The sequence below is a fragment of the Collinsella aerofaciens genome (assembly GCF_025289055.1).
Lineage (GTDB): Bacteria > Actinomycetota > Coriobacteriia > Coriobacteriales > Coriobacteriaceae > Collinsella.
On record NZ_JAESIQ010000022.1, the window covers coordinates 1 to 22,487 of the forward strand.

At 62.1% G+C, this 22,487-nt stretch carries 16 protein-coding genes; 12 read left to right on the forward strand and 4 right to left on the reverse strand.

The window, feature by feature from the left end:
• Positions 1-98 precede the first annotated feature (98 nt).
• Positions 99-2,309 carry a transglycosylase domain-containing protein gene (locus JMJ97_RS07390; protein WP_260699745.1) on the reverse strand — a complete coding sequence of 737 codons (2,211 nt, stop codon included), beginning with the start codon at positions 2,307-2,309 and terminating at the stop codon, positions 99-101.
• A gap of 162 nt (positions 2,310-2,471) precedes the next feature.
• Here JMJ97_RS07390 and JMJ97_RS07395 point away from each other — a divergent pair, with 162 nt between their 5' ends.
• The 4 genes from JMJ97_RS07395 to JMJ97_RS07410 all read left to right on the forward strand — a co-directional run bounded on the left by JMJ97_RS07395 (position 2,472) and on the right by JMJ97_RS07410 (position 8,924).
• Positions 2,472-4,430 carry a U32 family peptidase gene (locus tag JMJ97_RS07395; protein ID WP_260699746.1) on the forward strand — a complete coding sequence of 653 codons (1,959 nt, stop codon included), beginning with the start codon at positions 2,472-2,474 and terminating at the stop codon, positions 4,428-4,430.
• Positions 4,431-4,526: 96 nt separating this feature from the next.
• Positions 4,527-5,738 carry a tyrosine--tRNA ligase gene (gene tyrS / locus JMJ97_RS07400; protein ID WP_006235283.1) on the forward strand — a complete coding sequence of 404 codons (1,212 nt, stop codon included), beginning with the start codon at positions 4,527-4,529 and terminating at the stop codon, positions 5,736-5,738.
• Positions 5,739-6,102: 364 nt separating this feature from the next.
• On the forward strand, positions 6,103-7,923 hold the full coding sequence (locus JMJ97_RS07405) for an adenine deaminase (protein WP_260699747.1): 1,821 nt from the start codon (positions 6,103-6,105) through the stop codon (positions 7,921-7,923).
• Between the two features lie 206 nt (positions 7,924-8,129).
• Positions 8,130-8,924, forward strand: coding sequence for an HAD family hydrolase (locus tag JMJ97_RS07410; RefSeq protein ID WP_260699748.1), 795 nt, complete (start codon positions 8,130-8,132; stop codon positions 8,922-8,924).
• Positions 8,925-9,062: 138 nt separating this feature from the next.
• On the opposite strand, the gene JMJ97_RS07415 is transcribed toward JMJ97_RS07410, so the two are convergent.
• The 3 genes from JMJ97_RS07415 to JMJ97_RS07425 form a co-directional block, all read right to left on the reverse strand.
• Positions 9,063-9,905 (reverse strand): Cof-type HAD-IIB family hydrolase, encoded by an 843-nt coding sequence (locus JMJ97_RS07415; RefSeq protein WP_195920061.1) that lies wholly within the window; start codon positions 9,903-9,905, stop codon positions 9,063-9,065.
• A gap of 87 nt (positions 9,906-9,992) precedes the next feature.
• Positions 9,993-11,411 (reverse strand): citrate synthase, encoded by a 1,419-nt coding sequence (locus JMJ97_RS07420; RefSeq protein WP_161159999.1) that lies wholly within the window; start codon positions 11,409-11,411, stop codon positions 9,993-9,995.
• Positions 11,412-11,486: 75 nt separating this feature from the next.
• On the reverse strand, positions 11,487-11,774 hold the full coding sequence (locus JMJ97_RS07425; protein ID WP_006235289.1) for an ACT domain-containing protein: 288 nt from the start codon (positions 11,772-11,774) through the stop codon (positions 11,487-11,489).
• Positions 11,775-12,079: 305 nt separating this feature from the next.
• Here JMJ97_RS07425 and rpmE point away from each other — a divergent pair, with 305 nt between their 5' ends.
• The 8 genes from rpmE (at position 12,080) to ftsX (ending at position 22,477) form a co-directional block, all read left to right on the forward strand.
• On the forward strand, positions 12,080-12,505 hold the full coding sequence (rpmE, locus tag JMJ97_RS07430) for a 50S ribosomal protein L31 (RefSeq protein WP_006235303.1): 426 nt from the start codon (positions 12,080-12,082) through the stop codon (positions 12,503-12,505).
• A gap of 346 nt (positions 12,506-12,851) precedes the next feature.
• Positions 12,852-15,659 (forward strand): preprotein translocase subunit SecA, encoded by a 2,808-nt coding sequence (gene secA, locus JMJ97_RS07435; RefSeq protein WP_260699752.1) that lies wholly within the window; start codon positions 12,852-12,854, stop codon positions 15,657-15,659.
• Positions 15,659-16,807 carry a peptide chain release factor 2 gene (prfB, locus tag JMJ97_RS07440; protein WP_195521201.1) on the forward strand — a complete coding sequence of 383 codons (1,149 nt, stop codon included), beginning with the start codon at positions 15,659-15,661 and terminating at the stop codon, positions 16,805-16,807. Before secA ends, prfB begins: the two co-directional genes overlap by 1 nt.
• A gap of 165 nt (positions 16,808-16,972) precedes the next feature.
• On the forward strand, positions 16,973-17,863 hold the full coding sequence (locus tag JMJ97_RS07445) for a YitT family protein (protein ID WP_006235307.1): 891 nt from the start codon (positions 16,973-16,975) through the stop codon (positions 17,861-17,863).
• Between the two features lie 208 nt (positions 17,864-18,071).
• Entirely contained in the window at positions 18,072-18,902 is an 831-nt protein-coding gene (locus JMJ97_RS07450; RefSeq protein WP_006235308.1) for a transketolase, read from the forward strand.
• A gap of 1 nt (position 18,903) precedes the next feature.
• Positions 18,904-19,845 carry a transketolase family protein gene (locus JMJ97_RS07455; RefSeq protein ID WP_117769460.1) on the forward strand — a complete coding sequence of 314 codons (942 nt, stop codon included), beginning with the start codon at positions 18,904-18,906 and terminating at the stop codon, positions 19,843-19,845.
• A 504-nt stretch (positions 19,846-20,349) separates the two neighbouring features.
• Positions 20,350-21,570: a cell division ATP-binding protein FtsE gene (gene ftsE, locus JMJ97_RS07460; RefSeq protein ID WP_260699753.1), complete on the forward strand. Its 1,221-nt coding sequence runs from the start codon at positions 20,350-20,352 to the stop codon at positions 21,568-21,570.
• Positions 21,557-22,477 (forward strand): permease-like cell division protein FtsX, encoded by a 921-nt coding sequence (gene ftsX / locus JMJ97_RS07465; protein WP_117769462.1) that lies wholly within the window; start codon positions 21,557-21,559, stop codon positions 22,475-22,477. The genes ftsE and ftsX overlap by 14 nt, the downstream gene beginning before the upstream one ends.
• Positions 22,478-22,487: the final 10 nt, after the last annotated feature.

Consider the following 22,487-nt stretch of genomic DNA (forward strand, 5'->3'; position numbering starts at 1 on the left):
CGACACGCATAAAAAGCCTCCCATTTCTCATGTCCAAGAAATGGGAGGCAGTTCAATAAGCTGCTCGGGGGCGTTGTTGCTAATGGCCGGATGAATTTCTAGCCAACAGTATCGTCAGGCGTGGGCGAGGGGTCGGGAGTGGGCGTAGGCGTAGGCGTGCCGCCATCGCCACCGGTCGAACCACCAGTGGAGCCGCCCGTCGAGCCACCGGTCGTACCGGTGCCGCCGGTGGTGTCGCCGCCCGTGGTGTCGGTGGTCGTGGTCGTCGTGGTAGTCGTTGTGGTGGTTTCCTCTTCCTCTTCCTCTTCCTCTTCCTCTTCGTCCTTGTCCTTGCCGTCGTTCTCCGACTTCTTGGTGTTGTTGGTGCCGTAGAACTTCCAGACGCTGTTGTTCTTGTAGGTGGGCGCCGTTCCGGTCGCAAACTCCTCGCGCTCGGTACCGGTCAGAACGGTGTTCATAAACCGCTTAAAGACAGGCAGGTTGGTGCTGTCGCCCAGCAGGTCCGTGCCGTACTTTTGGATGGGGATCTCGCCCGCGGAATAGCCGGTCCACAGGGCGCACGCCAGCTGCGGGGTATAGCCGCAGAACCACAGGTTGGTGGTGTTGTCGGTGGTGCCCGTCTTGCCGGCATAGGGCTGGTTGACACTCAGGGCGCCGGCAGCACCCGTACCGCTGCCCTTCATGACGCCGGACAGAACATCGGTGACCGCGGCGGCCTCGCCCTCGGTAAGCACCTGTGAGGGATTGTCGGTGTGCTGGTACAGCACCGAACCGGTACGAGAGTCAATCTCGGTGATGGCGATCGGCTGGCGATAGTAGCCGCCGTTGGCAAACGTCGCGTAGGCGGCGGCCATCTCGAGCGGCGAGATCGAGCCGGTGCCGAGGGTCATGACGGGAACGTCCTCGATGTTGTCCTTGGCGGGGTCGATGCCGAGCTTTTTGACGAGCGAGATGATCTTGCTGTTGCCGACGGCTTCCGCCACCTGGATGTAGCCGGTGTTGGAGGAGTATGCCGTCGCCTGCTTAAGCGTGATGTTGCCATAGCTCTGGTTGGCGTAATTTTGGACCTCGGTCGTGGTGCCCTTGGCCTTGAGCGGCGAGTTGCAGTTGAGGGTGACGTTGGGGTTCATGCCGTTTTGGATGGCAGTTGCCAGCGTAAAGGCCTTAAAGGTGGAGCCGACGGGACGCTTGGCCGTGGCATGGTTTACGTGGTTCTCGTCAGCGTTGTAGTCGTAGCCGCCCACCATGCACTTGATGTAGCCGGTCTTGGGGTCGACGACGACCATGCCCATGTCCAGGCCGTCAAGCGAGAGCGTGTCGAGCTGCTCGCGGACGGCATTCTCTGCCACCTGCTGCATCGTGGGGTCGATGGTGGTCTTGACGGTCAGGCCGCCCTTAAAGAGCACGTCGGTCGAGAACTCCTGCTCCAGCAGCTGCTTGACGTAGGAGACAAAGTAGGGCTGCGAGTAAACGTCGACGCCGCTGCCCGAGATTTCGGTCACGTTGAGGGTGATGGGCTCGGCCTGTGCGGCATCGTGCTCCTCCTGGGTGATGTGGCCCAGGCGCAACATGTTGTCGAGGACCTTGTTGCGACGGGACAGCGCCAGGTCGGGGTTGACCGTGGGGTCGTACTGCGAGGGCGAGTTGGGAAGGCCGATCAACAGCGCGGCCTCGCTCAGGGTGAGGTCGGCGGCGCTCTTGGACAGATAGGTCTCGGCTGCGGCCTCGATGCCGTAGGCGCCGTGGCCGTAATAGATGGTGTTGAGGTACATCATGAGGATCTCGTCTTTGGAGTACATGTCCTCCATTTTGATGGCGATGTAGGCCTCGCGCACCTTACGCTCAATGGTCGAGTCGAATTGCTCCTCCTGCAGGATGGTGTTGCGCACAAGCTGCTGGGTGATCGTCGAGGCGCCTTCGTGCCCGCCGCCGAGGGTTGCCACCGCAGCACGCGCGATACCCCACAGGTCGATACCGCCGTGCTCGTAGAAGCGCTCGTCCTCGACGTCAACGGTGCCCTGCAGCACGTAGGGGGAGACCTCGTCCTTGGTGATGGACTTGCGGTTTTGCGTGTAGAAGCTCGCGATCTTGTTGCCGTTGCAGTCGACGATCTCGGTGGGCTCGCTCACCAGATACGCGTTGGCGTCGGTGTAGTCGGGCAGATCGGACAGCCAGCGGTTGACGTTACCGACCATGCCGATGCCAAACGCCACGCCCGCAATCAGCAGAAAGCCCAAAAACGAGAGCAGGATTATGGGCAGGGCGTGCGTCTTTGAACGGCTGTGTCCCTGTCGTTGGCGAGGACCCATATATTGACCTCCAGGTATGTCGTGCCAGACGGTGGATGTGCCGTCGGGGCAGGATGGACATAAGTTATTACACGATAAACCAAACGGGGCGCGCGAGGCCTCGTGTATGCTGGAAGACGGCATTTTTCAGAGTGAATGCATACCTTGGTAAGGAGTTTGTCGATGGCGATTCGGACGATGGGGCCGAGCGGACAATACGAGACTGGATTGGATGCTGCCGGTGCGGCGCTGCCCGAGCTGCTGGCGCCGGCGGGCGGGCTCGACCAGATGCTTGCGGCCATCGCCGCGGGCGCCGATGCCATCTATGCGGGGTTGGGCGGCTTTAACGCCCGTGTGAGCGCCCATGGCTTTACGGATAACGAGTTTGCGCGCGGCTGCGCCGTGGCGCATGCCCATGGCGTGCGTGTGTACGTAACGCTCAACGTGTTCGTGTTTGACGATGAGTTGTCCGACGCGGTGGCGTTGGGAGCTCATGCACTGGAGCTGGGCGCCGATGCTCTGATTGTCGCCGATGCCGGGTTGGCCTGCGCGCTGCGCGCGGCGATTCCCGGGGTCGAGATTCACCTGTCCACGCAGGCGGGCGCTCATAGCGAGGGTGCCGTGCGGCTTGCCGCCGATGAGCTGGGGGTCGAGCGCGTGACGACGGCACGCGAGCTGACGGTCGACGAGATTGCGGCGCTATGTGCCACGGGCGTGCCCATCGAGGTATTCTGCCACGGTGCGATTTGCATCGGCTATTCGGGGGCGTGCGAGTTCTCGGCCCTGCGGCGTGGACGATCGGCGATGCGCGGCGACTGCACGCAGCCGTGCCGTCTGGCGTACGACCTAGTGGACGAGGCGGGGCAGAGCGTTGTCGCCGTTGAGGGGGATCGTCTGCTGTGTCCGCATGACTATCTGGGTATTGCGCATCTGCCCGAGCTTGTAGATGCTGGCGTTGCGTCGCTCAAGATCGAGGGACGCATGAAGAACCCCGATTACGTATTCAACGTGGTGCGGGTTTGGCGCCGGGCGCTCGATATGCTGCGCGACGGCGCGTGGGACCCCGGTGCCGTGGAAGAGCTTGAGCGCGAGCTGGGAAGGTCGTTTAACCGTGGGTTTACCGATGCGTACCTGCGAGGGCGTTCGGGTGCCGAGCTGATGAGCTTTGAGCGTGCAATTAACCAGGGCGTGCGCGTGGGGCGCTTGGTCGCTGTGGGCCACGAAGAGGTGACCGTTGAGCTCGATGCCGCCGTGGCGGCGGGTGACACGCTCGAGATTCGGTTCTATCCGGGTGTCGACGCGCGTCCCGATGTGCCCAAGCGCTGGCCGCAGGTGCCCTGCCCGGTGGATGCCGCAGCGGGGAAGCGCGTCGTCGTGCATTGCAAGCGTAAGGTGGACGCGGGCTGCGAGGTATACCTGATTCGTAGCGCCGGCGTGTTGGATCAGACGGCGGCGGTGTTGGAGCGCATGCGGGCCGAGGCGGATGCGATTGCGCCCGTTGCACGTTCCGTTGAGGTGCTGCCCTTTGAGGACGTTGCGGTGGATAGCGGTGCGTCGCCGGAGTTGGTGGAGTGCGCGGTTCCCGCTCGCATGGTTTTTGCTTGGCAGCTGATGGATACCGACCCGCGCAGAGAACTCGATTTGTCCGACACCGTTGTGGTGCTTGACGAGGTGTGCCGCACGGGTGACGCTGACCGGACCCGCTCGCTGATGCAGCGTGCCGGGCGCGTCGTCTGCCGCAACCTGGGACAGGTGGTGATTGCTCGCGAGCTGGGCGTGACGTTTGACGTGGCGGCGCCGGTGTTCTGCGCGAATCGGGCCACGCTTACCTGGCTGCGCGGACTCGGTGCGGGGCGGGTGTACTTGCCGGCCGAGTTGCTCGGCAATGATGTGGAGCGTATTGCCGAACTGGCTGCTGAACCCGGCGTCTGGGGTCCGGTCGACGCCGACCGTCCCGAGCTTATGGTGTGCGAGCACTGCCTGCTGACCGCCGAGGGCGTCTGCGCTACCGATGCGACGGGACAGGTCCGTTGCCGCGACTGCTTGCGCCGTCGGCAGGTACGCTATCTGGTCGAGCGTGACGGTACACGTCTGCCGGTCGCCGTTGACGCGTGCGGCAGGACGAGGATTTTCCTGTCGTAGGTGCCGCGTCGCGTCAGTTTGTTATCATATGAGAGTTTATGGACTTCCAGCACCGCCGTATCCGGTGAGGGTGCTATAGCAAAAGGAGGATACCCAATGCTGTCTGTTGACGAGCAAATGCGTATCATCACCTCGGGCGCCGCGCAGATCGTTCCCGAGGCCGACCTTCGCAAGAAGCTTGAGAAGGGCGAGCCCCTCAACATCAAGCTCGGCGTCGACCCCACCAGCCCCGACCTGCACCTGGGCCATGCCGTGCCGCTGCGCAAGATGCGCCAGTTCCAGGACCTGGGCCACAACGTCACCCTCATCATCGGCAACGGCACCGCGCTGATCGGCGATCCCTCGGGCAAGAACTCCACGCGTCCGCAGCTTTCGCAGGAGCAGATCGAGGCCAACGCCGAGACCTACGTGAGCCAGGCCATGAAGATCCTGGACCCCGAGAAGACCACCATCGTGCACAACGGCGATTGGATCCTTTCGATGGATCTGGCCGGCCTGCTGCAGGTGTGCTCCAAGTTCACCGTTGCCCGCATTCTTGAGCGCGACGACTTTACCAAGCGCTACCAGTCTCAGACGCCGATCGCCCTGCACGAGTTCCTGTACCCCGTGATGCAGGCCTTCGACTCCGTTCAGATTAAGGCCGACGTCGAGATGGGCGGCACCGACCAGCTCTTCAACCTGCTCGCCGGCCGCGAGCTCATGGAGAAGATGGGTATGGAGCCGCAGATCGCGCTCACCATGCCGCTGCTCGAGGGCACCGACGGCGTGCGCAAGATGTCCAAGTCCTATGGCAACTACATCGGCCTGACCGACGCTCCCAAGGATATGTTCGGCAAGACCATGTCCATCCCCGACGAGATGATCGGCAAGTACTATCGTCTGGCCAGCTCGCTCACCCCGGCCGAGGTCGACAAGATCGACGCCGCCCTGGCCGATGGTTCTGCCGACCCCTACGAGCTCAAGCGCGCTCTGGGCCGCGACCTGTGCGACACCTACCACGGCGCCGGCGCCGGCGACGAGGCTCAGGCCGAGTTCGACCGCGTGTTCAAGGAGGGCCAGCTCGCCGACTTCCCCGAGAAGCACGTTGAGCTGACCGTCAACGACGAGGGCCAGATCTACCTCGCCGGCTTGCTCAAGGACCTGGGTCTTTCGGCGAGCGCCGGCCAGGCTCGTCGCGATATCGACGGCGGCGGCGTCAAAATCAACGGCAAGGCCGTGGCTCCCAAGAGCTATAACATCGATCCCAGCGCCCTCAAGCTGGGCGACACCCTCTCCGTGGGCAAGCGCAAGGGCTTCAAGTTGATTTAGTTCCGCCGTTCTACCGAACGGCGGACCGGCCGACGCTGCGCGGGCCGCATTTGGACAATCTGACGTTCAACTTCAAGGGCGCGACCAGAAGGTCAGCGCCCTTTCGTTTCACGTCACCTTGTCTCAAATGCGACCCGCTCGCTGGCGATGCCAAAACATCGGCGTTTTTGTTGTCGGGACGGCAGTTAGTAGTCGTCGAGTAGTCATTGGTGCTCAGCGGCAGTCCCCATTGCACCAAGTGGCGTGTGCCGTTAAGCGGAGAGGCGTATTGTTGACCCATCGTTTGGGCATACAATGGCTATTGGTTTGCTGCGGTGAAGGTCTGTCCGCTCCGCAGCTTTTTTCTACGGTTAAAGGAGTATGTATGTCCGTTGAGGTCATGAGGTCTGTGATCGAGGCCGCCGAGGGCCGCGTGCCCGTCGACACGCTGTTTATCAATGCGCAGATTGTCGACGTGTATGGCCAGCGTGTGGCGCCCGGCAGCGTTGCCGTCAAGGACGGTGTGATCGTCGGCGTGCTCTACGATGGTCGCGACGATGCCGCCGGCACCTACGAGGCTGCCGAGGTCATTGACTGCCAGGGCCGCTATCTCGCCCCCGGCTTTATCGACGGACATCTGCACATTGAGTCCTCGAACATCCGTCCCGCCGAGTATGCGCGCATGGCGGCGACGCGCGGTACCACCACCGCCATTGCCGACAGCCACGAGATCGCCAACGTGGCGGGGCTCGACGGCCTGCGCTTTATGATCGAGGACGGTCGCCGCGCGCCCATTTCCATCAAGTACATGATGCCCTCATGCGTGCCCGCGCTGCCCGATGAGCAAGCGGGCGCTGTGATTACCGCTGCTGACATGCAGGCGTTTTTTGCCGAGCATCCGGGCGACGTTTTTGGCCTGGGCGAGATGATGAACCTGCCGGGCGTCTTTATGGCCGATCCCGAGACCTGCGCTCGCATCGATGCTGCCAACCAGACGCCGTCCAAGCAGGTCGACGGCCATGCGCCGCTCGTTGCCGGCAAGGACCTCAATGCCTATGCCGCGGCGGGTATTATTGCCGACCACGAGTCGACGATTCCCGAGGAGGCGCTCGACAAGCTGTCTCGCGGCATGTACGTGATGCTGCGCGAGGGTACGTGCAGCCATGATCTGGCCAACCTGTCGCCGATGCTGCTGGAGAATCCCGCGCGCGCCCGCCGCTGCTGCTTTGCGACTGACGACCGCGCTCCTTCCGATGCGCTTGCAACCGGCATGATCGACAATGCCTGCCGCGTGGCGATTGAGGCCGGTATCGACCCCGTGGTCGCTATCTCTATGGCGTCCCTCTCCACGGCCGAGGCGTTTGGCCTGGATCACGGCTGCCGCGACCCGCACGAGCTCCGCGGTGCGATTGCCCCGGGCAAGCGTGCCGACCTGCTGGTGCTCAATGACCTGACGTTTGCCACGGCTCCGCATCGTGTATATGCCGCCGGTGCCCTGGTGGCGCAGGACGGCACCTTTGTGGGCGAGATCGCACCCGAGATGGCCGAGGTTGCGGCCCTTGCCGATGAGCTGCGCGCCTCCGTTAAGCTGCCGAAGCTTTCGCTCGACGTGTTCGACTATGCCTTTAAGCCGGGCGAGGCCGTGATCGACGTGGTGCCGGGCAAGGCCATCACGGGTATGGCTCGCCCCGAGAGTGCCGAGGGCCTGCGCCGCATTATGCTGATCGAGCGCCACGGCCGCGGCGTGTCGCTGCAGGCCGAGGGCGCCGATGGCGACGGCCCCGCTGGCCTGGGCCTGGTCGGCAAGCATATCGGTCGCGGCTGGGTGCGCGGCTTTACCATCACGGGCGGTGCCATCGCCTCGACGATCGGCCACGACTCGCACAACGTGTGCGTGGTGGGCGACAGCGCGGCTGATATGATGGCTGCCGTCGAGGCCGTGGGCCAGGGCGGCCACGTGCTGGTGCGCAACGGCAAGGTCGTGGCGCGTATTCCGCTGGCGCTCGGTGGCCTTATGAGCGAAGGCACGGCCGAGGACGTTGCTGCGCAGCACGACGACTTTATGGTCAAGGCGCGCGCCATGGGTATTGAGCCGCCGCTCGACCCCATCATGGGCATCATCTTCCTGCCCCTGCCGGTCATCCCGACGCTCCGCATCCGCCCCGAGGGCATGTTCGACGTCACAACCTTCACCTACGCCGACTAGTCATCGGGGACGTTCTTAAACGACTAGTCATCGGGGACACTCTTTGGCGCGCTGCCTGACGCCGCGACCGTAGGACCTCTGGCATGTGTGAGCTATTTGCCAGGTCCTTGTAACGTTTACGCCCGCGGAGTCTTATTTGAGCTCCCTTTGGGTACGTTGGAATCGGATACGCGTTTGATTCCAACAAGCCCGAAGGGAGCTTTTCTATGTTTAAACTGATTGCATCCGATATGGACGGCACACTGCTTGACGAAAACGGCCAGGTGCCTCCCGAGACCTACGAACTGATTCTGGCGCTACACGAGCATGGCGTGCATTTCGCTGCATCGTCCGGTCGTCGCTACGATCGCCTGTGCGAGTTCTTTGCGCCCGTTCGCGACAAGATGGACTTTGTCGCCGCTAACGGCGCCCAAGTCTACGCCGACGGTAAGATGGTGGACCGTGAGGTGTATTCCCACCTGGCGATTCGAAGGCTCGCCCAAGCCGTCAGGACGTTTCCCAATCTGCATCTTGCGCTCTTTGACCGAACCAAGTCCTTCCTGCTCGATGACGAGTGCAAGTTCGTGCGTGAGGTCGATAAGGACCTTCCCAATGCCGAGCGCATTTGGGAGCTGCCCGATCCCAGCGTAAATATCATCAAGGCGAGTATCTTTTGCGATGACTGTGCCGTTATGGACAGTGCCTACGTACTGCAGCGCGAGCTTGGCCAGCTCTTTACCTTTGCGCCTTCTGGAAACGCATGGATCGATGCCATGCAGCCCGGTGTGTCGAAAGCCTCGGGAATCGAGCAGCTCATGGAGCACTATGGCGTCGAACGCGACGAGGTCATGGCGTTTGGCGACTCGATGAACGACTACGAGATCATTCGCTTTGTCGGCACGGGCTGCGCGATGGAAAATGCGCGCCCCGCGCTCAAGGCGGTGGCCGATCGCGTGGTGGGTTGTAACCGCGACCACGCCGTCCAGCAGGAGCTCCGTCGCGTGCTGGAGAGTCTCTCCTAATCCGGCAGATGGGGACGTTCCTTTTCTGCCGACAGTGGGGGACAATCCTTGCAGCTTTTTGCGAAGAGTGTCCCCAACGACTAGTCATTCAAGAACGTCCCCAATGACTGTTTTAGCTACCCTGCCGGGTTGCTGCTGCTAGGCGAGAGCGGCCATGATGGTGCGGGCGACGCCGTCGTGGTCGTTGTCGTATTCGGTGATGGCGTCGGCGGCCTCGCGGTCCTCGGGCTCGGCGTTGATCATGGCCATGCCGTGGCCCGCTGCCTGCAGCATGGGGATGTCGTTGATGTTGTCGCCGAACGCCCAAGCGTCGGCGAGACGCTCGCCCAGGTGCTCGCAGAGCCACGTGAGGGCCGTTCCCTTGGTGGCGCCCTCGCCCATGACCTCGATATTCATGGCGTACGAACGCGTGACTTCAATGCCTCCGAGCGTGTCGAGTTCCGCCGCGATGGCGTCGCGATCAGCCGGGTTGTGCCAGTACATGGCGATGCGCTCGAGCGTCTCGACCTCGTCGATCTTGCTGTCGATATCCATGTCGATCGGTGTTCGTGTGCGCTTGAGCGAAGCCGCGATGTGGGGGTCGCCGCCGCAGAATTCGTCCAGGCGCGTGTAGAGCGAGCGGGGGAGGAAGCACTGCCCATCCGCGAAGATATCGAAGGTCACATCGTGGCCGGCGGCGATGCGATGGATGCGATGGGCAATGCCGCAATCGAGCGGACGGCTCAAGATGCACGTGGCGCGCGAGGCGTCGGTGGGCACATCGTCGTCGAGCTGCCAGACGCTGGCGCCATTGGCGCAAACGGCATAGTGCACGGCGGTATGGGCGAGGATGGGCTCAAAGATGCCCGACAGCGGACGTCCCGTGCAGGGCACAAATTCAATCCCGCGTCGAGCGAGCTCGTCGAGCATCGCCCAGGTGGCATCGCTCATCTGCTTATCGCTCGTCAACAGCGTTCCGTCCATATCGGAAAACACAATCATTTGATGCAGCCCTTTCTGCTGGCATAAAAAGCGTGGCCGAGGGCGATGATGCCCTGGCCACGCTCGGGTTCTATAACGGTCCGCGTCCTAGCGATCGGCGAGCGGCTTGTACTCCAGCGGCTCGATAACCGGGCGATACGCGGGGCGAATAATGCGGTGCGCGCAGAAGAGCTCTTCCATGCGGTGCGCCGACCAGCCGGCCATGCGGGCGACGGCGAACAGCGGCGTAAAGAGCGTCTCGGGTACGCCGAGCATCTTGTAGATAAAGCCCGTGTACAGGTCGATGTTGGCGCAGATGGGCTTGGTCATGCCGTGATCGCGCATCACCTGCGGGGCCAGACGCTCGATACGCTCGATGAGTGCGAACTCTTCGCCCAAGTCCTTCTTGGCGGCAAGCGTGCGCGCGTAACGGCGGCAGACCTCGGCGCGCGGGTCGCTGAGCGTATAGACGGCGTGGCCCATGCCGTAGATGAGGCCCGTGCCGTCGAAGGCCTGCTTGTCGAGGATCTTGCCCAGGTAGGCTGCGACCTCGTCCTCGTCTTCCCAATTGGAGACGTGCGCACGGATATCCTCGTGCATAGACACGACCTTGGCATTGGCGCCGCCGTGGCGCGGGCCCTTGAGCGAGCCGATAGCCGCGGCGTAGGCGGAATACGGGTCGGTGGCCGATGAGGACAGCACGCGGCAGGCGAACGTGGAGTTGTTGCCGCCGCCGTGCTCGGCATGCAGCATGAGCATCACGTCGAGCAGCATCGCCTCATCGCGGGTGAACGCCATGCCGCCGCGTAGCACCTGCAGGATGGTTTCGGCGGTTGAGAGGCCGGGTGTGGGGTGCGGTACATGAACCTCGGAGCCGCGGCGCTTGGCGACCGAGGCCATATGCGCGAAGGCGGCGATGCGGGGGAGACGGGCGAGCATGGAGATGGCGACGTCGATTTCGTGCTCGGGTGTAATGGCGTCGGGCTCGGCGTCGAAGGCGTAGAGCAGCAGCACGGCGCGCTGAAGCACATTCATGATGCTCGACGACACCGTGGTCATGGGGAACTCGCGGACGTATTCGTCGCTCAGGTGCCTAAAAGCACCCAGGCGTCCGCAAAAACCGTCGAGTTCCTCTTTGGTGGGCAGCGAGCCCGTGATGAGCAGATAGGCGACCTCTTCGTAGCCGTAGCGGTTCTCGGCCTGGGCGTTGTTGACCAGATCCTCGATGCTGTAGCCACGAAGCGTGAGCTTGCCCTGATCGGGCACGACTTTGCCGTCGACCTTGTTGTAGCCGTGCACGTCCGAGATGCGGGTAAGGCCCGCGACCACGCCCGAGCCATCGGCATTGCGCAGACCGCGCTTGACGTTGTGCTCTACGAACAGGTCCTCGTCGTACGGGGCGGTCGGCAGGCCGTGGTAGAGGTTTTCGCTTTCGGGCGAAATCTGACGGCTCGCCTCGTAATCCAGAACCAGGCGGCTCAGGTGATCGTCGAAGCGGTAGTAGATTTTCTTGGCGTCGTAGGCCATGTGCGCTCCTCTCCGGTCCGCTTTGGGGGCGCGCTTGGACGATATGACGTCAAGCTGCCCCGAGCGGCTCGTTCGCTACAGGCGGTACATAAAGTTGAAGACGTCCTCGCGCTGGATGGACACGTTGACGCCCGAAAGCTCGCCGGCCTCGGCCAGCGCCTTCTGCAGCTCGGCGAAGTCGAGCTTGGACTCGGCGGTGTCGGCCAGCATGGTCATGGTGAAGATGTCCTCGATAATGGACTGCGTGATGTCGCGGATGTCGACGTTGGCCTCGCCTAGAACACGGGTGACGCCGGCGACGATACCGGGGCGGTTCTTGCCAAGGACGGTGATGACGATACGGGAGGACGAGATCTCGGCCATGGGAAACCCTTTCGCGTGGTTGCGGCGCGCGCGGGCGCTCCGCTACGGTACAGTGTTCATCATTGTACCTGTCTGGCGCCAAAAGGGGTGTGCTTACTGCGGCGTTACACGTCTGCAACATGGGTGAAGGCTCGTCGGGGTGCGTGCTCGCTGCGGTTGGTCACGCCGCCCTGCACAAAGACCGTGAACCTTTTGTGGGACGCGCGGCGCCGTGGTATCATAGCCAAGTTTGTTGTCTTGGTCGGAAACCAAGACGCCTTATGCGCTGATCGGTAACCAGCGCCTGACCAATAAGGAGTCCTACCATGAAGCAGGGTATCCATCCCCAGTATGTCGAGTGCACGGTGACGTGCTCCTGCGGCAACACCTTCAAGACGCACGCTACCGTGTCTGAGATGAAGGTCGAGCTTTGCAACGAGTGCCACCCGTTCTACACCGGCCAGCAGAAGTTCGTCGACACCGGTGGACGCGTCCAGCGCTTCGCCGACAAGTTCGGTGGCGCCGCTGCCGCCCAGCTCAAGAAGGCTGAGGAGGCCAAGGCTGCCAAGGCTGCCAAGGCTGCTGAGGCCGAGGCCGCTCGCAAGGCCGCCGCTGAGGCTAAGGCTGCCGAGAAGGCTAAGCGTGCTGCTAAGTTTGCCGAGGAGGCTGCCAAGCAGGCCGCCGAGGCTCCCGCAGAGGCTCCCGTCGAGGAGGCCGCTGCCGAGGCCGAGACCACCGAGGCTGCTGAGTAAATAGCTCGCCGAGGAATCGCTCGCATTCATGGCAAAAGGGCCGTGCATCCGTTTGGGTGCGCGGCCCTTTTCTTTTTATTGGTGCAGGCTAACCCGTTCCCATTGCACCAGATTGGTGCGAAGGGGACGGGTTGGTTTGCACCAAATGGCAGAGTGACGGCGTTTTCCCAGATAAAACCTGCCAAAATAAACCAGTCCCTTTTTGGCAGGTCGGTCGGGTCGTAGTTATTACGTGGCGGTCGAGGTCGACCGTATAGGCCGCGCCTTGTTTGGCTAAAGTACAATCATCTGTGTTTAACTCGCCCGCAGCTGCACGGCGTGGGCGATGGCCAAAAAGGAAAACCACATGGGATTCATGTCAAAGCTGCTGTCCTTTGGATCCGATAAGGACCTTAAGCGCTACTACAAGATCGTCGACCAGATCAACGGTCTTGAGCCCCAGTTTGAGAAGATGACCGAGGAGGAACTCCGCGCCCAGACCGATAAGTTCCGCGAGCGTTACGCCAACGGCGAGTCGCTCGACGACATGCTTCCCGAGGTCTTTGCCACCGTGCGCGAGGCTTCCAAGCGCATCACGGGCATGCGCCACTTTGACGTACAGCTCATCGGCGCCATGGCGCTTCATGAGGGTCATATTGCCGAGATGAAGACCGGCGAGGGCAAGACGCTCGTCTCCACCTTGGCCGGCTACCTCAACGCTATCGCCGGCAAGGGCGTGCATGTCGTTACCGTCAACGATTACCTGGCAAAGCGCGACTCCGAGTGGATGGGCCGCATCTACAAGTACCTGGGCATGACCGTCGGTCTGCTCCAGAACAACATGCCGCTCGAGCTCAAGCGCCCGGCCTACCAGGCAGACGTCACTTACGGCACCAACTCCGAGTTCGGTTTCGACTACCTGCGCGACAACATGGTCACCCGTCCCGAGCAGCGCGTGCAGCGCGGCCACCATTACGCCATCGTCGACGAGGTCGACTCCATCCTGATCGATGAGGCCAGAACGCCGCTCATCATCTCGGGTGCCGGCACCAAGTCCGCCAGCACCTACAAGGACTTCGCGCGTGCCGTGCGCGGCCTTGAGCGCGGCGAGGACGTGTCGCACGACATGCTCACCGCCACCGAGGACGTGGAGCCCACGGGCGACTATGTCATGGACGAGGCCAAGCACACCATTGCCGCCACCGAGCGCGGCCTTAAGAAGATCGAGCGCCGCCTGGGTATCGAGGACATCTATGCCGACCTTTCGGGCCAGCTGGTCAACCACCTGCAGCAGGCGCTGAAGGCCCAGTACATGTTCCATCGCGACAAGCAGTACGTGGTCACCAACGGCGAGGTCAAGATCGTCGACGAGTTCACCGGCCGCATCATGGAGGGCCGCCGCTATTCTGAGGGCCTGCACCAGGCCATCGAGGCCAAAGAGGGCGTGCTCGTACGCGAGGAGAACCAGACCCTGGCCACCATCACCCTGCAGAACTACTTCCGTCTGTATGACAAGCTTTCCGGTATGACCGGCACGGCACTTACCGAGGATGCCGAGTTCCGCGAGATCTACAAGCTGCCCGTCGAGGTCATCCCCTCCAACAAGCCCGTGCAGCGCGTGGACCACGAGGACCTGGTATATCGTACCATCCAGGCCAAGTACAACGCCGTTGCCGACGACGTCGAGCGACGTCACGCCAAGGGACAGCCGGTCCTGGTGGGCACCGTCTCCATCGAAAGCTCCGAGAAGCTGTCCGCCGCCCTTACCAAGCGCGGCATCGCGCACGAGGTTCTCAACGCCAAGCATCACGAGCGCGAGGCCCACATCGTTGCCCAGGCCGGACGCTACGGCGCCGTGACCATCGCTACTAACATGGCCGGTCGTGGTACCGACATCCTGCTGGGCGGCAACCCCGACGAGCTGGTGCGCGAGCGCCTTGAGTACGAGGGCCTGACCATGGAGGACGTGACGCCCGAGCAGCTCGAGCAGTTTAACGCCGAGGCCAAGGAGACCTGCAAGGCCGAGCGCGAGCGCGTGCTTGCCGCCGGCGGCCTGACCGTTATCGGAACCGAGCGCCACGAGTCCCGTCGTATCGACAACCAGCTGCGCGGCCGCTCCGGCCGTCAGGGCGATCCGGGAGAGACCCAGTTCTACCTGTCGCTCGAGGACGACCTCATGCGCCTGTTCGGCGGCGACAAGATGGACCGCGTCTCCAAGATGATGGTCACGGCCGACATGGGCGACGACATGCCCATCCAGCACAAGATCATCTCCAAGGCCGTCGAGAGCGCCCAGCACAAGGTCGAGAGCATCAACTTCTCCATGCGTAAGAGCGTCCTTGAGTACGACGACGTCATGAACAAGCAGCGCCAGGTCATCTACGCCGAGCGCAATAAGATTCTGGACGGCAAGGACCTGACCGACCACATCACCGAGGTCATGCACGACACCGTGTACCGCTGCGTGCAGGAGTTCTGCACCAAGGACAGCCACGATGGCGAGCGCGACCTGGAGGGCCTGCGCAAGTGGGTTGTGGAGCTCACCGGCCACATCGATACGCCGAAGTTCCCTGACGAGGATTATGAGGCCCTGGCTGCCGATGTCCTGGCTTACGTGGAGAAGTGCTACAACATGAAGGCCGAGCGCTTGGGTGAGGACCTGATGCGCGAGCTCAACACCCAGGTCATGCTGCGCGTCATCGATACCCGCTGGATGAACTACCTGCAGGAGATGGACTACCTCAAGACCGGCATCGGCCTGCGCGGCTTTGGCCAGCGCGACCCGCTGGTTGAGTACAAGACCGAGGCCTACGGCGCGTTCCAGATACTCGTCGATACCATGTATGAGGATTACCTGCGCACGGTTCTGCGCATCGAGATCAAGGCTGCCCCGCGTGCCGTGGAGCACAAGGAGGAGCCCGCGCTCGAGGGTGCGCGCTTCTCCGGTCCTGCCGAGGTCGATGGTGACAACGGCGACTCGGTGCTGCGCAAGCAGGCGCAGGTGCAGGCCCGCACGGCTGTCCAGGGTGGTCCGGCTGCCGTCAACAACGGTGGCAAGGTGACCACCTATCGCAAGTCCGAGAGCGACGATCCGTACGTCAACGTGGGCCGCAACGACCCGTGCCCCTGCGGTAGCGGCAAGAAGTTTAAGTACTGCCACGGCAGGAATCGTTAATGGCTGAGGCTTTAGAGGTAACGCCCGCCGAGCTGGACGCGTTCGCGGACCGGCTCGGTGAGGTCGAGTCGTATCTCCACCTGGACGAGAAGCGTACCCGCGTGTTCGAGCTCGAGGCCAAAAGTGTTGCCCCTGGCTTTTGGGATGACGCCGACGCCGCCCGTGCCACCATGGAGGAGATCGCGCGCACCAAGGAAGATATCGCTGCCGTGGACACCGCGCGCGGCGAGCTTTCCGATGCCCGCGCCGCGCTGGAGCTTGCCGAGGAGATGGGGGATGACCCCGACGCCGCCGCCCTTCGCGAGGAGGCTGCAGCCACGGCTGAGCGCCTGGCCCGTGCCATCGATGAGCTTGAGCTTTCGAGCTGGTTTACCGGTGAGTTCGATCACGGCGATGCCATCGTGACCATCAAGCCCGGACAGGGTGGTCTGGAGGCCCAGGACTGGACCTTCATGCTCTTTAAGATGTACATGAAGTACTGCCAGCGTCGCGGCTGGAAGGTCACCATCAACGACTGTCCCGCGGCCGAGGTCATCGGCATCGACCGCGCGACCTTTACCGTCGAGGGCAAGGACGCATTTGGCATGCTGCGCGCCGAGGCCGGCGTCCACCGCTTGGTTCGCATTAGCCCCACCGACGACAAGAAGCGCCGCCAGACCACGTTTGCCGGCGTCGAGGTCATCCCCGTGCTACCCGATGATATCGACATCGAGATCAGTCCTGATGACATCCGCGTGGACGTGTACCACGCGAGCGGCCCGGGCGGTCAGGGCGTCAACACCACCGACTCCGCCGTGCGCGTGACGCATTTCCCCAGCGGCATTGTGGTCACCTGCCAAAACGAGCGCAGCCAGATCCAGAACAAGGCCGCGTGCATGCAGATCCTCAAGGCTCGCCTGTACGAGATTGAGCTCGAGAAGCGCGCCGAGGCCCTGGATGAGATTCGTGGACCCAAGACCACGATCGGCTTTGGCAACCAGATTCGCAGCTACGTGCTCTACCCGTATCAGATGGTTAAGGACCTACGCACGGGCGTGGAGACCAGCAATGTCGAGGCAGTTCTTGACGATGGCGACCTGGACCCGTTTGTTATTGGCTACCATCGCTGGGCGACCGGCAACGCCGATGCAGAAGGCTCGGAGGTCTAAAACATCGGGCGGCTTCAAGCCGATGCCAAGCCTAACGGTTGGACGGGTTTGTATCCAGAACAAACCCTGCGCAGGGGTGGTTTTTGTTCGGCGAATCGGTAGAATCGAATACAGCAAGAAGTTCAAAGCGCATCCGTTTGGGTGCGCTTTTTTGAGGGAGGCAGCATGGCATATCGTCTGGACATCAAGCGCATTCTTTCGATGAACTTCTTTCACGACCTGCCCCAGATCATGTTGGGGTGTGCCTTGGCCGCCATCGCGACCGACTTGTTTTTGATTCCCAACGGTCTTGCCGCCGGTGGCGTTACGGGCCTTGCGACTATTATCCAGGCTGTCGGCGCGGCGCGAGGCGTGTCGCTTCCCGTCGGTATCCAGACCATCGTGATGAACGCCTTGCTGTTGTTGGTCGTTATGCGCGAGGGTGGCATGTTCTACGTGGTGCAGACCGCGACGGGCTTTGTGCTGCTGGGCTTCTTTACCGATCTGTTCGCCCCGTTTGTAGCACCTCTGGCGGATGCGGACCTGATGCTCCCTGCCATGTGGGGCGGCATTATTACGGGCATCGGTTACGGCATGGTGTTGCGCGCCGGCGCCAACACCGGCGGCTCGGACACGATTGGCCAAATCATCTCGCGTAACACCTCGCTGCCGGTGGGCTCGACCGTCATGGCGATCGATGTTGCCGTATGCGCGCTATCGGCTCCGGTCTTTTCAATCGAAAACGCACTATATGCAGGCCTTTCGATGGTCATTAGCGGCTACGTGATCGATGCCGTGGTCGATGGTGGCAACAAACGCCGTATGGTACTCATCATCTCGGACAAGTTCCCTGATATCGCTGCCGATATCATGTATGGCCTGGGTCGTGGTTGTACCAAGTTTAAGGCGACTGGCATGTATTCGGGTGCCGAGAAGCCGGTGATTATGGTCATCGTGAGCCGTCGAGAGCTCAATACCCTCAAGACGATCGTGCGCGAGCGCGATCCTCACGCCATTGTGACGGTCGCTGACGTTACGGAAGCCTTCGGCGAGGGATTCAAGGACATTAGCGCGTAGGGTCGACCGCGTTCCATCCAAAAGACGTTCACATTGATAAACCGTTTCATCAGCGGTTCTGCCTGCTAAATTGTTCAAATAATGATAAAAACTCTGGTAAAGCCATCAGTTTCCAGCATAATGAATGACGTACGTGCATTGCGGCTGTGTTGGGACTACCTTTCCGTGCCGTGCGCATTTTGTCTAATGAGGATGAAAGGAAGGCACAATGAGCGACGAAGAGCTCAAAAAGGTTGCCAACGAGGTAAGGAAGGGCATCGTCACCGGCGTGCACGCTGCCAAGTCCGGCCATCCGGGCGGTTCGCTCGGCGCTGCCGACATCATGACCTATCTGTACTTTGAGGAAATGAACGTCGACCCGGCCGATCCCCGCAAGGCCGACCGCGATCGCTTTGTGCTCTCCAAGGGCCATTGCGCTCCGGGCCTGTACGCCGTGCTCGCCGAGCGTGGGTTCTTCCCCAAGGAGGATCTCGAGACGCTGCGCCATATCGGCAGCCACCTGCAAGGTCATCCCAACATGAACGACACCCCGGGCGTCGATATGTCCACCGGCTCGCTCGGCCAGGGCATCTCCGCCGCCGTGGGCATGGCGGTTGCCGCCAAGCACTGGGGCGATACTTACCGCACGTACGCCCTGCTGGGTGATGGCGAGAGCGAGGAGGGCCAGGTCTGGGAGGCAGCCATGTTTGCCGGCAACCAGCAGCTCGATAACCTCTGCGTGATCGTCGACCACAACGGCCTGCAGATCGACGGCCCCGTCGAGGAGGTCAACGACCCCATGCCGCTCGCCGACAAGTTCCGCGCCTTTAAGTTCCACGTGGTGGAGCTTGCCGACGGCAACGATTTCGATCAGATCCGCGCCGCCTTTGCCGAGGCCCGCGCCACCAAGGGTCAGCCGACCGCTATCATCGCCGAGACCATGAAGGGCAAGGGCGTTTCCTTTATGGAGAACCAGGTTGGTTGGCACGGCAAGGCCCCCAACGATGAACAGTTTGAGCAGGCCATGGCAGAGCTCACGGCCGCCGGAGAGGAGCTCTAGGATGGCAGACGTCAAAAAAATCGCCACGCGCGTAAGCTACGGCGAGGCCCTCGTCGAGCTCGCCAACGAGCACGATGACTTTGTGGTCCTCGACGCCGACCTGGCCGCCGCCACGCAGACCGGCAAGTTCAAGGCCGCCTGCCCCGACCGCTTCTTCGACGTGGGTATCGCCGAGAGCAACCTGATGGGCGTCGCCGCCGGTATCGCGACCACCGGCCGCGTTGCCTTCGCGAGCACCTTTGCCATGTTCGCAGCCGGCCGCGCTTTTGAGCAGGTCCGTAACTCCATCGGCTACCCGCACCTCAACGTTAAGATTGGTGCCACGCACGCCGGTATCTCGGTGGGCGAGGATGGTGCCACGCACCAGTGCTGCGAGGATATCGCCCTCATGCGCGTCATCCCCGGCATGACTGTGATCGTTCCTGCCGACGACGTCGAGGCCCGCGCCGTGACGCGCGCCGCCTACGAGTGCGACGGTCCGGTGTACATGCGCTTCGCTCGTTTGGCCTCGCCGGTTATCAACGACCCCGAGACCTACAACTTCGAGTTGGGTAAGGGCATTGTCATGCGCGAGGGCGCCGACGTCACCATCATCGCCTGCGGCCTGATGGTCGGCGAGGCTCTCGAGGCCGCCGAGCAGCTCGCTGCCGAGGGCATCGACGCCGAGGTCATCAACATGCACACCATCAAGCCCATCGATGCCGACCTGATCGTCAAGAGCGCCACCAAGACCGGCCACGTCGTGACCGTCGAGGAGCATTCTGTAATCGGTGGCCTGGGCAGCGCCGTTGCCGACGTCCTGTGCGAGCAGTGCCCGACGCCCCTCAAGAAGATCGGCGTCAACGACACCTTTGGCGAGTCCGGCCCGGGTGCCGAGCTCTTGCACAAGTATGGCCTGGACGCCGCCAACATCGTGGCGACCACCAAGGAGTTCTTGGCATAAGGCAAGGCGGATCTCAAGGACTGCTTCGCCAGAACTATGGAAACCCGGCAGGGGCGCTCTCTTGGAGAGCGCCCCTGTTTCAGTTGCGGTGAAATAGGGACTGATTAGACCTTTTAACTGGTAAAACAGTCCCTATTTCACCGCAACTCATGAAGACGCCCCTCAAGCACGGTCCCATCAGGAAAAAGGGCATATATCGACAAAGCGCAATTCAGACCCTTCCAGCTTTGTATATGCAGCACCTCAAGATAAACGCGGCGACCCCTTAGTTATCGCAGGCCGGGCACAGGGTTACTCTCCAAATCTTTCCGCAGGACGGAGGAGCCCCCGCCGCGCGAAGCGCGCAGCGGGGGCTCCGACATGTCCGAGGACGATTTGGAGAGTAACCCTGTGTCCGGCCGACGGGATCCCTAACCACGCCATGCTTCTTATGTGCAGCAAAGCTAATGCTGCTAAAATACAAAGCGCTCATGTAGTTTAAACGCACGACGATAAGGAGCACCAGTGGGTAACCACTTCCGTACCTCCGGTGCGGGCGATGATGCCCCCAAGACGCAGGCAGGCGTCCAGGGCAGTCGTTTCGTCACTCCGGATTCAGAGGGCCAGCCTGTTGCTCAGGCCCCCGCTCAGCCGGCAGATCAGGCACAGCCGGCATCCGATCCCTTTGCCTACAATCCAACCAGCGATGTCGCGCTTTCCGGCACGGCGGGTTTTGAGCCCGTTCAGGCCGTGACCGCTCGCGTGGAGCAGCCTCAGGCTGGTGCCGCCACGCCGCAGCCTACCATGGCCGGCATTCCCGACCCCTTGGCCCCTGCGACGCCGGCTCCTCAGCCTGCGCAGTCCGGTCTCTTTGCCGCTATTCCCGACCCCACGCAGCCTGCTGCCCCGGTGGTCGAGAGCGATCAGGCAGCCGAGGTCGCAAGCCTCGATAACGCGCTCAACAACCCCGATTTTACGTCGGTGTTTGCGCCCATCGATCCGCAGGCCAGCCGCAAGAAGATGGCCAAGCAGGCCGGTGTCGAGCCCGTCATCCTTATGGAGCATGTCACCAAGATCTATCCGGCACAGCCCAACAAGCCTGCACTCGACGACATCAACATCGAGATCTATCCGGGCGAGTTCGTCTTCCTGGTCGGTCACTCCGGCTCGGGTAAGACCACGCTGCTGTCGACGCTCAACCGCGACGTCAAGCCGACGAGCGGCCGCATCCTGGTTGCCGGTCAGGACCTCATGAAGATCAAGAACCGCAAGGTTCCGTTCCTGCGCCGCCAGATTGGCGCCGTGTTCCAGGACTTTAAGCTTCTGCCGCAAAAGACCGCCTACGAAAACGTGGCGTTTGCCCTGCAGTGCATCGGCAAGCCCAAGGGCGTCATTCGCAGCCAGGTGCCCGAGGTGCTGCGCCTGGTCGGTCTGGCCGATCAGATGGACTCGCTGCCCGACCAGCTTTCCGGTGGCGAGCAGCAGCGCGTTGCCGTCGCCCGTGCTATGGTCAACCGTCCGCCGCTGCTGATCTGCGACGAGCCCACGGGCAACCTCGACCCGGCGATCTCGCTGGGCATCATGAAGCTGCTTGAGCGTATTAACCGCACCGGCACCACCGTGATCGTCGCCACGCACGACCGCGAGATGGTCGATAGCATGCACCGTCGCGTGATCGCCCTCGAGGGCGGCCACGTCATCCGCGACCAGGAGAGGGGAGGTTACGGCAACTATGGCACCAACTAACGTGGGCTACTCCTTCAAAGAGGCAATCAGCCACTTCTTCCGTAACTGGACTACCTCGCTCGGCGCCGTCATCACGATCTTCCTTTCGCTGTTTATCATCGGCCTGTTCATCATGGGCTCTGCGATGCTGAACTCCGTGATCGGCACCGTCGAGGATCAGGTTGTCATCAACGCGTTCATTAGTGATGACGCCGATCAGGCCGATGTTCAGGCTTTTGAGGCCGAGCTTAAGACGTGGAATAACGTCAAGTCCGTGACCTATAAGGACAAGGACGACGCGCTGGCCGAGTATACGAGCAAGATGTCGGGCAACGCCGACGCCACCATGAGCGCGCTCGATGGCCAGAACCCGCTGCCGGCTTCCTTCGCTATTGAGATGGACGATCCGTCCAAGGTCGAGAGCACGGCAAAGAAGCTCAAGAAGGATGCCGATTTCCAGAAGATCGCGGATGACGGCGACGTCAACGCGAGCGTGCTGTACGGCCAGGAGGAAGTGAGCCGCCTGTTCCAGGTGACCAACTACATCCGCATCGCCGCCGTGGTGCTCGTTGGTCTTCTGACCTTTATCGCATTCATCTTCATCAACAACACGATTCGCCTGTCCATCACGGCGCGTCGTCGTGAGATTGCGATTATGCGTCTGGTCGGCGCCAGCAACGGCTTCATTCGTGGCCCGTTTATCACCGAGGGCGTGCTGCAGGCCATTTTGGGCTCGCTGCTTTCCATCGGCGTTCTGGAGCTGCTGCGCAATTTGATGATTCCGCGTCTGCAGGAGAGCATCGGCTGGATGTCGTTTGCCCTGCCGATGCAGTACTACCTGGTGACCTATGCTGCGCTGATTCTGGTCGGCGTGATTATCGGTCTCTTTGGTTCTGCCATCGCCATGCGCCGCTACCTGCGCGTGTAAGCATGCCTGG